The following is a 12,049-nucleotide window of genomic DNA, read 5'->3' on the forward strand; positions in this document are numbered from 1 at the left end:
GGTCCTGCGTCGTCGGGCTCGTCGCCCCTGTTCTCAGCCCTTCGGAGCCGTCACCACCGCGGCCTGCGGCCTGATCGGCAGGCGGTTCACCGGGCGGCCCGTCGCCGAGCGGACCGCCGAGGCCACAGCCGCCGGGGCCGTGACGACCGGGACGGCGGAGGCCGGTTTGGCGCCGAAGGGGGCCACCACGTCGCGTTCCTCGACCAGTTTGACGATGCGGATGTCGGGGGCGTCCAGCGAGGTGGGGAGGGCGTAGCCGGTCAGGTCGGGGTGGCGGATCAGGCCGCGGGCGGTGCGGAGGTTCTCGGTGAGGGCCGCGCCGATGCCCTGGGTGACGCCCGCCTCGATCCGGGTGGCGAGCTGCTTCGGGTTCAGGACGCGGCCGACGTCCTGGGCCACCGCCATCTCGACCACCCGGATCGAGCCCAGCTCGATGTCGACGTCGACGACCGCCCGGACCGCGCAGAACGCCAGCCCCACGAACGCGTCGCCCTGGCCGGACTCGTCCAGCGGTTCGGTGGGGTGGGGGCGGCACTGGGCGGTGGCCCACAGCTCCTTGCCGTCCATCGCCTCCATGACGGTGGTGGAGAGGACGCCGTCGTACGAGGTGATCTTGCCGTCCGCGATCTGGAGCAGCTCCGTGGACATGCCGAACTTGTGGGCCAGCGGCTGGAGGAGCTGGGTGCGGACCATCTTCGCCGCCCGCTCCACCGCCCCGCCCGACACCCAGGTGTGGCGGCCGTGCGTGGCCGGGCCCGCGGGGGGCTGGTCGGTGTCGACCGGGGCCACATGGACCTCGTCCACGCCCAGGACCTCCTGGACGATCTGGCGGGCGAGGGTGGCGAAGCCCTGGCCCGTCTCCACCGCCGCGCAGATCACCGTCGCCACGCCGTCGTGGACCCGGACCGTGGCCGTGGAGACCTCGTCCGTGCCCTCGGCGCCGAGCATGTGGACCATGCCCACGCCGTATCCCACGCCCCGGCGCACCGCCCCGGGTTCGCCCGCGCCCTCGGGGCCGCCGGGCAGCAGCCAGTCGTCCTCCGGGGAGTCCTTGGGGAGCGCGGGGAGGGGGTGGTCACGGACCGCCTGGAGGAGCTCGGCCACGGGGGCCGGGCAGGTCACCGTCTGGCCGGTGGGCAGGATGTCGCCCGTCGAGAGCGCGTTGCGCAGGCGGAGTTCGGCCGGGTCGATGCCGAGCCTGGCGGCCAGCTTGTCCATCTGGCCCTCGTACGCCGCGCACACCTGCATCGCGCCTTCCCCGCGTACGTGACCGGAGGGCGGGTTGTTCGTCCGGACCGCCCAGCCCTCGATGAAGGCGTGCGGGACGACGTACGGGCCGCAGGCGAACGCCACGGCCGCCGCGAGCGATTCCGAGGAGGCGTCGGCGTACGCGCCCGCGTCCAGCAGGATCTGCGCCTCCACCTTGACCAGCCGGCCGTCCGCGTCCGCGTGGTGGCGGTAGCGCAGCAGGGTCGGGTGGCGGTGGGCGTGGCCGAGGAAGGACTCCTCGCGGGTGGCGGCCAGCTTGACCGGGCAGCCGGTGCGCAGGGCGAGCAGGCCCAGCGGGATCTGGAAGCCCGGGTCCTCGCGGTCGCCGGTCGCGCCGGGGACACCGGTGACGACGACCTTGACCCGGTCCGGCTCCAGGCCGAAGCAGGCGGCGGCCAGGTCGCGGTCGGTGTGCGGGTCGGTGGAGGCGGTGTAGATCTCGACGCCGCCGTCGGGCCGGGGCACGGCGAGACCGGCCTCGGCGCCGATGGGGGCCGGGTCCTGGCGGCCGATGCGGTACAGGCCCTCGACGACGACCTCGCCGGCCGCCTCGGGGTCCCCGTAGCGGAGGGGGATGTGCCGGATCAGGTTGCCGTCGGGGTGCAGGGGCTCCGCCGCGAACGCCTTCTCCGGGTCCGTGACCGGCTCCAGCACCTCGTACTCGACCGCGATGGCGGCGGCGGCCAGCCGCGCGGTGTCCGGGTGGTCGGCGGCGACGGCGGCGATCGGCTCGCCGTGGTGGCGGACCAGCTCGGCGGCGAAGACGGGGCGGTCGACGACCCGGCGGCCGTAGTTGCTGTCCCCGGGGACGTCCTCGTGCGTGACGACCGCGCGCACCCCGGGCATCGCGGCGGCGGCCGAGGTGTCGATGGAGAGGATGCGGGCGTGCGGGTGGGGCGAGCGGAGCACGGAGGCCCAGAGCAGCCCCTCGGCCCAGAGGTCGGCGGCGTACGGGAAGGTGCCCTCGGACTTCGCCCGGGTGTCGGCGGCGGGCAGCGAGGCGCCCAGGCCGGTCAGCGGAGGCTCCCCGTCCGGGCCCGGACCACCGCCGGCCGGACCGCCCGCGGCGGCGTCGATCCTGGGCAGGGTGGTGCTGGTCGCGTTGGCCGCGTCGCCGCTCACGCCGCCGCCTCCTTGTCGCTCGCAGGGGCCATGGGGTGGTGCGCCGGAGCCATGGGTGCGCCCGCGTCCGTCACTGCGCGCCTCCCTCGTGCGGGTGGGGCTGCTGCTGGACGCCGCCCGCGCCCGGTTCGGCCTGGTGCGGGACGCGGGGCTCGTCCTGGGCGGTGGCCGCCCGGGCGGAGGCCGTCTGCGCGGTGGCGGCCTCCGCGGTCGCCTCGCGGGACGCCACGACGTCCGCGACCGCGTCGAGCACGCCCCGGTAGCCGGAGCAGCGGCAGAGGTTGCCGCAGAGGGCCTGGCGGGTCTCCAGCTCGCTGGGGGCGTGGTTGCCCTCCAGCAGGTCGTGGACGGTCATCGCCATGCCGGGGATGCAGAAGCCGCACTGGACGGCCCCGCAGGCGGCGAGCGCGCGCTGGACATCGGAGGGTTCGCCGTCGACGGCCAGCCCTTCGACCGTACGGACCTCGCTGCCCGCGGTGGTGGCGGCGGGCACCAGGCAGGAGGCGACCAGCCGGCCGTCCACCTGGACGTTGCACGCCCCGCACTCGCCCTGCGAGCAGCCGTCCTTGGCGCCGGCGAGGCCGAGGCGCTCGCGGAGCACGTAGAGCAGGGACTCCCCGATCCAGGCGTCGGAGACCGGGCGGTCCACGCCGTTCACGTGCAGCACGTAGGAGGCGGCGGGGTGCTCGCTCGGTACGTCGAGGGGGGCGGCGACCGGGTCGTGCGCGATGTCGTGGGACGGGTCCGGTTCGGGTTCCGCTTCCGGGGCCGGGTCCTGGGCGTCCGCTGCGGGGCCCTCGGGGACGGGGGCGGGCGCCGCGTCCTCCGTCTGCCCGTCCGCAGCCGACGGCTCGGCGGCGGAATCGGGAGCGGTACCGGGCTCGGGGTCAGCCGAGGGAGTGGCCGGCGAGGCATCCGGAGAGGTCGGTTCGGGGGCGGGCCCGTCGGCGGTCGGGGACTCCGCTTCCGGCTCCGCTTCGAATTCCGCTTCGGGTTCCGCCTGGGGTTCCGCCGCTACCTCGGACGCCGGTCCGGGCGCCGGTTCCGCAGCCGCGTCCACGCCCGCTCCGGGGGCCGCGCCGGGGAGCGGGCGGGGCGCCGCCTGCTCCTGGTGCCGCTCCTCGGGCTGCGGCTGGGTCGCCCAGGGCGCGGGGGCGCCGCCGGGGAGCGTGGCCGGGCGCGCGTCGTCCGCGTACCACTGCTGCGAAGCCGCCGCCGAGGCCGGGAACTCGCCCGACTCGTCCGGAAGATCCCCGTCCGCGACCGGGATCGTCCACTGGCCGGTGTGCCCCGCGGGCGCGGAGGGGGCCGTGGGCTCGGCGGGTGTGCCGTGACCGGTGTGCTCCTGATGGGCGGAGTAGTCGGTGTGGCTGATCTGGCTGATCTGACCGGTGTGGTCCGGGTGACCGGTGTGAACGGTGTGACCCGCGTCGTCCAGGCGACCGGCGTGACCCGCGTCGTCCAGGTGACCGGCGTGACCGGTGCCGTCCGGGTGACCGGCGTGACCGGTGCCGTCCGGGTGACCGGCGTGACCGGTGCCGTCCGGGTGACCGGCGTGGCCCGCGTGGTCCGCCTGCCCCGTGTGACCCGCGTAGTTCGCCTGATCCGCGTGATCCGCGTGGTCGTTCCGCTCCGGGTGGCCGGTGCGGTCCGCGGGGCCGGAGTGGTCGGTGTAGCCGTCGGGGCCCATGTGGCCACCGGGGCCCATGTGGCCGCCGGCGCCCGGGTAGTCACCGTGACCCGCGTACTCCGCCCGGCCCTGACCCGTCTGGTCCGCGGCGCCCGGCCGCTCCCCCAGCGCCTCGGTGAAGTTCCACTGGGCCGTGGAGTGCGGGCCGTCCTGGTACGGCCGCGCGTAGCCACCCTGACCGTTCGGGTCCGGCCAGTGCACCGCGCCCGGGGCCGCCTCCTGGCCGTGCCCCTCGGCCCCGGTCTCCTGCCGGTCCTGCGTCCGCACGGCCCAGCCGCCCGTCGCGGCCGGGTCCGGACCGGCGGCCGGGGTGAGCGGCAGGATCATCGGCGGTACGTAGCCGTGGCCGGGGGCGGCCAGCGGGACGCCGTCCAGGTCCTCCGGCGGCAGCTGGACGAACGCCGTGGCGTCGACGTCGTACTCACCGCTCTGCGGCGTGGGTTCCCAGCCCCCGTACCGGGGGTCGGGGTGTTCCTCATTGCTCACGACAGTGCCCTCCCCAGTGCGCGTCGGGCGAGCGCGGCGACGGTGCGCCGCAGGTGGAGTACGGCCGGGGACAGCGGCGGGGCCTCTGACCCGTCGGCCGGGGGTGCGTGGTCCGGGATGCAGGCGGCGGCGACGTACTCGCCGAAGGCGGCCAGCGCGTCGGGGGCCAGGCCGCGTTCGCCGTCCCAGTCGATCAGCGAGGCGATCCAGCGCTCGGCCTCCAGCGGGCGCAGCGGCATCGGGGCGATGGCGCCGACCGCGCAGCGCACCCCGCGCCGGGCCGGGTCGAGCACGATGGCGACCGAGGCGGTGGCGCGGCCGGGGCCGGTGCGGCCGGTGGCCTTCAGGAAGACCTGGGGGGCGTGCAGCAGCGGGACCCGGACGAAGCCGATCAGCTCGGCCGGGCCGAGCATCTCGCGGCCGGCCAGCAGGTGCGAGACGGGGACCTCGCGGCGGGTGCCGCCGGGTCCGGCGACGACGAGTTCGGCCTCCAGGGCGGCCAGCACCGGCAGCGCGTCGCCGGTGGGCGCGGAGGTGGCGATGTTGCCGCCGAGGGTTCCGGCGTTGCGGATCTGGGGCGGGCCCGCCGCGCGGGCGGAGGCGGCGAGGGCGGGGATCAGGGCGGCGAAGTCGGGGCGTCCCATGCGGGCGTGGGTGAGACCGGCGCCGAGCAGGGCGTGGCCGTCCTGGTAGTGCCAGCCGCGCAGCTCGCTGATCCGGCCGAGGCCGACCAGTCCCGAGGGGCGCAGGAGCCCCTTGTTCACGGCCGCCATCAGGTCCGTCCCCCCCGCCACGGGGACGGCGGCGGGCATGGCTTCCAGCGCTGCCACGGCCTCGTCGAGCGAGGCCGGCAGCGTCACCGACTGCAGCGCCTGCGGTGCGTGCGTGGTCAACCCAGCTGCCCCTTCCCGGTCTCCCGGCTGGTCCGCCTGTTCCGCCGTACGGTACGTGTTCACAGGCCGGACGTGGCAACTCTGGCACATCTTCCGAGCGGACCGACGCTAGGGTCCATGAAGGGTGGTTCCACCCCTGACCTGGGGGATGGTCCGGTTTCGCACCTCTTCGGAGTGGAGGGCGAATTGCCACTCTTCAGCGATGCTTGTACGACTTATTCCGTTCGTTCCGGGGGCTGTTCGGTCCGCGCCGCGGCTGGTGCGGCGCGGACCGTTCCCGGGCTCACACCACCGGTGGCGCTCCCTCGATCGGGCGACCGAGGACGCCGGGCCGCCGCTGCCAGGGCAGCGGGCCGCCCGGCCTGCGGTAGTCGACGCCCAGGGCGTCGAGCCGGGCGTAGTGGTCGGTCATACGGGCCGCGAAGCCGGTGAAGTCCCGGTCGGCCGGGGCCGGGAGGACGGACCAGGCGACCTCGGCGAAGGCTGCGAGGCGCGGGAAGACCTGGTAGTCGACGCGGGCCCGGTTCTGCATGACCTCGGTCCAGACGTTGGCCTGGGTGCCCAGGATGTGACGGACCGCCTCCTCGCTCAGCCCCGGGGGAACGGGCTCGAAGCGGTAGACGTCCTCCAGGGTGCGGACGTACCCGATGGGCATCGGCTCGTCCGGGCCGCCGTCCTGACGGTGGTCCAGATACACCTGCTGCTCGGGGCACATCACCACGTCGTGCCCGGCCTCGGCGGCGGCGATGCCTCCGGCGTATCCGCGCCAGGAGGAGACCGCCGCTCCTTCGGCGAGCCCGCCTTCGAGGATCTCGTCCCAGCCGATGAGGCGGCGGCCGCGGGCAGAGAGCCAGGTGTCGAAGTGTCGGATGAACCAGGACTGCAGCTCCTCCTCGTCCTTGAGGCCGAGTTCGGCGATCCGCGCCTGGGCGAGCGGGGACTGCTTCCACTGGTCCTTGGGGCACTCGTCGCCGCCGATGTGGACGAACGGCGAGGTCTCGGCCGGGAAGAGCTCCAGGATCTCCTCCAGCACGCCCTCGTAGAAGCGGAGGGTGTGCTCGGTGGGGGCGAGCACGTTCGGGTTGATGCCCCAGGAGTCCCAGACGGTGAGCGCGGCGGTGTCGACGACGTCGGCGTTGCCCAGCTCGGGGTAGGCGGCGATGGCTGCCTGGGCGTGGCCCGGGATGTCGATCTCGGGGACGACCCGGATGTGCCGCTCGGCGGCGTAGGCGACGATCTCGCGGATGTCGTCCTGGGTGTAGTAACCGCCGTGCGGGGTCTCGTCCCACAGGTCCGAGTCCCGGTGGCCGTAGCGCGTACGGGAGCGCCAGGCGCCGACCTCGGTCAGGCGCGGGTGGCGCTTGATCTCGACGCGCCAGCCCTGGTCGTCGTTGAGGTGGAAGTGGAAGACGTTCAGCTTGTGGGCGGAGAGGAGGTCGAGGTAGCGGAGGATGTCGTCCTTGGGCAGGAAGTGCCGGCAGACGTCGAGCAGCATGCCGCGCCAGCCGAAGCGGGGCTCGTCCGCGATCTCCACCGCCGGGACCTGCCAGGTGCGCCCGGGCGCGAGGGGCGCGCGCCGGAAGGCGTCCGGGCCCAGCAGCTGACGGAAGGTCTGCGCCCCGTGGAGGAGCCCGGCCGGGGTGCCGCCCGTGATGCGTACGGCGTCGGCGTCGACGACGAGTCCGTACGCCTCCGGGGCCAGCGCCGCGTCGAGCGCCAGCACCACGCGGGACGCGCCGGGCCCTCCGGTGGAGCCCGCGCCGTCGGCCAGCGGCGCTCCGGTGGCGGCGCCGACGGTGGCGCGCAGCAGCCGGGCCACGCCCTCGGTGCCCGGGGCCGCGTCGAGCACGGTCGCCGCGTCCAGCCGGAACGGCTCCGCTCCCGGCGCTCCCCGGGTGAGGGTGCGCGGCGCGGGGATCAGCCCGGGGGCCGCCGGGCCGCCCGGGGCCGTCGTCGTGTCGCCCGGGCCCGCCGTCGTACCGCTCGGGGCCGTCGTGTCGTCGGATGTCATGGCGTCAGTCCTTAACCGCTCCGCCCAGTCCGGAGACCAGGCGTCGCTGTACGAGTACGAAGAAGACGAGCACGGGGATGGTCATCACGGTCGAGGCCGCCATGATCCCGCCCCAGTCGTTCTCGTCCGGTTTGAAGAAGACCAGAAGGGCCATCGGCAGGGTCGACTGGGAGGTGTCGCTGATGATGAAGGACTTCGCGAAGAGGAAGTCGTTCCAGGTGGTGATGAACGAGAAGACGCTGGTGGCCACGAGGCCGGGGAAGACCAGCGGGAAGAGGATCTGCCACAGGAAGCGGGTGCGGCTGGCCCCGTCGATGTAGGCGGCCTCCTCCAGGGCCTCGGGGACGGCCCGGACGAAGCCGCGCAGCATCCAGATGGCGAACGGCAGCGAGAACGCCAGGTGCGGCAGGATCAGCGAGCCGAGCGTGTTGAGCTGGCCGAAGTCCCGCATCAGGAAGAAGAGCGGGATGGTCAGCGCCTCCACCGGCACCATCTGCGCCACCAGGAACATGATGAGCAGCGTGGTGCGGAACTTGAAGCGGAAGCGGGTCACGGCGGTGGCGGCCAGGAAGGCGATCAGCGCCGAGAGGATGACGACCGTGCCCGCGACCAGCAGGCTGTTGAGGAAGTAGCGGCCGAAGTCCTGCTGTTCGAAGACCCGGCGGAACGAGTCGAGCGAGGGGGCGAGCGTCCAGGGGCGTGCCTCGGTGGACTGGATCTCGCCGGCCGGTTTGAAGGCGGAGAGCACCATCCAGTAGAGCGGGAAGGCGACGGCCACGGCGATCAGCAGGGCCGCGGTCTCGGCCAGCAGCCGGCCGGGCCGCTTGACCCGCAGCAGCTTGGTCACACTCACAGTTCCTCCCCCTGGCGCCGCACCAGGCGCAGATAGACGAGCGTGACGGCCAGCAGGATCACCAGCATCACGACGCCGATCGCCGAGCCGAGGCTGTACTGCGAGGACGCGAACGCCTTCTGGTACGCGTACACGTTGAGCACCAGGTTCTGGCCGGCGATGCCGCCGCCGTTGGTCATGACGTAGATCTGGGTGAAGACCTTGAAGTCCCAGATGATCGACTGGATGGTGACGACGATCAGGATGGGCTTGAGCATCGGCGCCATGATGGTGCGCCAGATGCGCCACTGGGACGCGCCGTCCAGCGAGGCGGCCTCCAGCACCTCGGTGGGGATGGCCCGGATGCCCGCGTACACGGTGACCATGACGAACGGGAACGAGCACCACAGGACTTCGAGGAGTACGAGCGCGAAGGCGCTGTAGCGCCCGTACGTCCAGGAGAAGTCGCCGAGCCCGAGCACCTTGTTCACGGGTCCGAAGTCGGGGTCGAAGAGGAAGACCCAGACCGTCGAGCCGGTGATCGCGGGGGTGGCCCAGGCGCCGAGCGCGGCCATCATCAGCGCGAGCCGGGGCAGCGCGCGGATGCGGGTGAGCAGGACGGCCATGGCGCAGCCGACGACGAGCGTGGAGACCACGCACGCGGCGGCGAAGAGGACGGTGGCGAGGAGGACCTGCCAGAACTGGCTGTCGTTGAAGAGGGTGGCGTAGTTGTCGAAGCCCTTGAAGGTGGTGGGTTCGCCGCCGCTGACCTGGGCCTGGGTGTACTCCAGGAACGAGATCAGGCCGAGCTGGTAGATCGGGTAGACCAGCAGTCCGGCGAGCAGGACGAGGGCGGGCAGCAGATAGAGCCAGGGGGTCCAGCCGGAGTGCCCCTTGGGGGACACGGACCGGCCGCGCCGGGGCGGGCGGCCGGCGGGGGTGCCGGCGCCCGCCCCGGCCGTGCCGGGGGCCGGGGCCTGGAGAGCGGTGGTGGGGGTGGTCATGGTCAGCCCGCGTCGGTGAAGGCCGCGTCCATCTTCTTCGCCGCGTCGTCCGAGGCTTGGGCCACGTCCTTACGGCCGGAGACGATCTCCTGGAACATCGTCGGCAGGACCAGGGAGGCGTCGATCTGGCCCCAGGCGGGCGAGGCGGGGACGAACTTGGCGCCGGCGCCGAGGGTCTGGACGAACGGGGCGACGAACGGCTGCTTCTTGGCCGCGTTGTCCAGGACGTCGGTGTAGGTGGGCAGGAAGCCCATCGCGTCGAACATCTCGGCCTGGGTCTTCTTGCTCGTCAGCGACTTCATCAGCTCGACGGCGAGGGTGCGGTGCGAACTGCTCTTGAGGACGCCGATGTTGTTGCCGCCCGCGAAGGCGGGGGCGATGGAGTTCGGGGCGACGCCGGGCAGCGGGACGACGGCGTACTTGCCCTTGACCGAGCCCGCCTCGACGGCCGCGTGGCTGAAGTCGCCGCCGATGGCCATGGCGGCCTTGCCGGAGGCGAAGGCGGTCACGGTGGCGTTGCCGCCCATGGAGGCGCACTTGGCGGCCGGGCAGTTGTCCTCGCCGAAGAGGGAGGTGTAGGCCTCGATGCCCTTGCGGGCCTTCTCGCTGTTGATGCCGGACTTGTAGGTGCCGCCGGTCTCGCCCGCGATCTCGCCGCCGTGGGACCAGATGAAGGGCATCGCGCCGTAGGTGTAGGCGCCGCCGACCGCGAGGCCGTAGAGGTCGGGCTTGGCCTTGCGGACCTTCTTGGCGGTGGAGATCAGCTCGGCCTGGGACTTGGGGGGCTCGATGCCGAGCTCCTCGAAGACGTCGGTGCGGTAGTAGAGGGCCCGGACGCCGACGAAGAACGGGGCGCCGTAGACCTTGTCCCCGACGGTGACGGACTGCTTGGCGATCGGGTCGGTGTCCTTGGCCTCCTCCCAGGCGCCGAACTCGGTGGTCACGTCCGCGAGCCCGCCGTCCTTGACGTAGCCGGCGGTGTCGCTGTTGCCGTACTCGATGAGGTCGGGGGCGCTCTTGGGATCGTTGAAGGCGGCCTTGATGCGCTGGGCGCGGGTGTCGACGGGTATGTACTCGATCTCGACCTCGGTGCCCTTGTGGCTCTTCTCGAACGCGGCGACTGCGTCGTCGACGACCTTCTCCTTGGGCTTGTTGCCGACCTCCTGGAAGAGCCAGACACGGAGGGTCCCGCTCTTCTCGTCACCCTTCGCACTGGTGTCGGAGGTCTGGGGGGCGCAGGCGGTGGCGGTGAGGCCCGCCAGCACAAGCGCCGCCACCGGGGCGGCAATTCGGGCAGAAAGCTTCATCCGGGAACCCCTACCGGTCATGCGTTGCATCATGTGCAACGTGCGTTTCGTTCTGCACAACTGGCAGGAGAGTAAGTCCGGTTCCGGCGCCCGACAAGTGGTCTCCACCACTCTGTGACCCGGCGGTGCAGCCCGTGCAACGCGAGCGTTCGGTCACCCTCCGTGAGGGTCACGCGGGCGACACCGCCCGGAAACGCAGAGGACCCCCGGCCCGCGCGTCACCGCGCGGGCCGGGGGTCCCGGGCCCGAGGCCCGTTACAGCCGGGAGGGGCTACTTCTTGTCCTTGCCGCCCTTGCCCTTGTCCTTGTCGCCACCGGCGCCCATGGACTCGTAGATCTCCTTGCACATGGGACAGACCGGGTACTTCTTGGGGTCGCGCCCCGGCACCCAGACCTTGCCGCACAGCGCGACCACGGGAGTGCCCTCCAGGGCGCTCGCCATGATCTTGTCCTTCTGGACGTAATGGGCGTAGCGCTCGTGGTCGCCGTCGCCCCTCGACACCTGTGGCGTCGGCTCTACGAGGGTCCCCGTACCTGCCCCGCGATCGGGCTCAAGAGTGCTCATAGCCGCCAAGGGTACTGAAGAGAACGGCCTTCAGTTGAGCGAAGGGTCGTCCGGATACGTGGCGATCATCGCCAGCTCGCTGCGCTGCCTCCGGAGCACCGCGCGCCAGAGGTTCTCCGGGCGCGGGGAGGAGACGTCACCGGGCTCCGACTCGACCACGTACCAGGCGCCCTCGGTCAGCTCGCCCTCCAGCTGGCCGGGCCCCCACCCCGCGTACCCGGCGAAGATCCGCAGCGAGCCGAGCGCCGGCCCCAGCAGCTCCGGCGGGGTCTCCAGGTCGACCAGGCCGATCGCCCCGTGCACCCGGCGCCAGCCGAGCGGCCCCTCGTCGCCCGGGATCACCGCCACGCCGAGCGCCGAGTCGAGCGAGACCGGGCCGCCCTGGAAGACGACGTCCGGCTCGCCGGTCAGTCCGGCCCAGGAGCCGAGGATGTCCCCGACGCCGACCGGGGTCGGACGGTTGAGGACCACACCGAGGGAGCCCTCCTCGTCGTGGTCGAGGAGGAGCACCACCGCGCGGTCGAAATTCGGGTCCGCGAGGGCGGGTGCGGCCACGAGCAGTCGCCCTGTGAGCGAGGACACCTCCGTCATGGCAGAGATGATCCCGCATCTTCACCCTCCACGGACACCGGGCGACCGCGGTGACCACCTCAGGAGAGCGAGCGCAGCTCAGGGCGCACGGGGGCACGGGGAGCGCACCGCGCGGGCGGGATCGGGGGGCCATCCGGACGGTGACCCTCCGCAAGATCGGATGCGCGGAGGGTGTTGTGGCGGATTCATGACGTTCGTACACCCCCCTTCGCCTTACGGAAGGGGGGTAGGAGGCCATTACCCTTTTCGTTGGCCCCCTGCCCGACCACTCCGGAACGC

At 73.0% G+C, this 12,049-nt stretch carries 9 protein-coding genes; all 9 read right to left on the reverse strand.

The window, feature by feature from the left end; genetic code table 11:
* Positions 1-33: 33 nt before the first annotated feature.
* The 9 genes from ACQ9ZG_RS11410 to ACQ9ZG_RS11450 all read right to left on the reverse strand — a co-directional run bounded on the left by ACQ9ZG_RS11410 (position 34) and on the right by ACQ9ZG_RS11450 (position 11,770).
* Positions 34-2,391, reverse strand: coding sequence for a xanthine dehydrogenase family protein molybdopterin-binding subunit (locus ACQ9ZG_RS11410; RefSeq protein ID WP_018488583.1), 2,358 nt, complete (start codon positions 2,389-2,391; stop codon positions 34-36).
* A 70-nt stretch (positions 2,392-2,461) separates the two neighbouring features.
* Positions 2,462-4,567 (reverse strand): (2Fe-2S)-binding protein, encoded by a 2,106-nt coding sequence (locus ACQ9ZG_RS11415; RefSeq protein ID WP_499280413.1) that lies wholly within the window; start codon positions 4,565-4,567, stop codon positions 2,462-2,464.
* Entirely contained in the window at positions 4,564-5,460 is an 897-nt protein-coding gene (locus ACQ9ZG_RS11420) for an FAD binding domain-containing protein (RefSeq protein WP_028418350.1), read from the reverse strand. Before ACQ9ZG_RS11420 ends, ACQ9ZG_RS11415 begins: the two co-directional genes overlap by 4 nt.
* A gap of 283 nt (positions 5,461-5,743) precedes the next feature.
* Entirely contained in the window at positions 5,744-7,471 is a 1,728-nt protein-coding gene (locus tag ACQ9ZG_RS11425; RefSeq protein WP_499280414.1) for a beta-N-acetylhexosaminidase, read from the reverse strand.
* Between the two features lie 4 nt (positions 7,472-7,475).
* On the reverse strand, positions 7,476-8,324 hold the full coding sequence (locus ACQ9ZG_RS11430) for a carbohydrate ABC transporter permease (RefSeq protein ID WP_028418348.1): 849 nt from the start codon (positions 8,322-8,324) through the stop codon (positions 7,476-7,478).
* A complete protein-coding gene (locus ACQ9ZG_RS11435) occupies positions 8,321-9,307 on the reverse strand; it encodes a carbohydrate ABC transporter permease (protein ID WP_028418347.1) in 987 nt (328 codons plus the stop codon). Before ACQ9ZG_RS11435 ends, ACQ9ZG_RS11430 begins: the two co-directional genes overlap by 4 nt.
* Before the next feature lie 2 nt (positions 9,308-9,309).
* Entirely contained in the window at positions 9,310-10,614 is a 1,305-nt protein-coding gene (locus ACQ9ZG_RS11440) for an extracellular solute-binding protein (RefSeq protein ID WP_109916020.1), read from the reverse strand.
* 271 nt (positions 10,615-10,885) lie between these two features.
* On the reverse strand, positions 10,886-11,179 hold the full coding sequence (locus tag ACQ9ZG_RS11445; protein WP_003968816.1) for a DUF3039 domain-containing protein: 294 nt from the start codon (positions 11,177-11,179) through the stop codon (positions 10,886-10,888).
* 30 nt (positions 11,180-11,209) lie between these two features.
* Entirely contained in the window at positions 11,210-11,770 is a 561-nt protein-coding gene (locus ACQ9ZG_RS11450; protein ID WP_018488575.1) for a YqgE/AlgH family protein, read from the reverse strand.
* Positions 11,771-12,049: the final 279 nt, after the last annotated feature.

This window comes from Streptomyces araujoniae (genome assembly GCF_050871195.1).
GTDB classification, from domain to species: Bacteria; Actinomycetota; Actinomycetes; order Streptomycetales; family Streptomycetaceae; genus Streptomyces; species Streptomyces bacillaris.

Excerpts from the sequence above, each read along its gene's own strand:
- ACQ9ZG_RS11425 (WP_499280414.1), bottom strand. The coding sequence starts at position 7,471 with ATGACATCCGACGACACGACGGCCCCGAGCGGTACGACGGCGGGCCCG.
- ACQ9ZG_RS11435 (WP_028418347.1), bottom strand. The coding sequence starts at position 9,307 with ATGACCACCCCCACCACCGCTCTCCAGGCCCCGGCCCCCGGCACGGCC.
- ACQ9ZG_RS11440 (WP_109916020.1), bottom strand. The coding sequence starts at position 10,614 with ATGAAGCTTTCTGCCCGAATTGCCGCCCCGGTGGCGGCGCTTGTGCTG.
- ACQ9ZG_RS11445 (WP_003968816.1), bottom strand. The coding sequence starts at position 11,179 with ATGAGCACTCTTGAGCCCGATCGCGGGGCAGGTACGGGGACCCTCGTA.
- ACQ9ZG_RS11450 (WP_018488575.1), bottom strand. The coding sequence starts at position 11,770 with ATGACGGAGGTGTCCTCGCTCACAGGGCGACTGCTCGTGGCCGCACCC.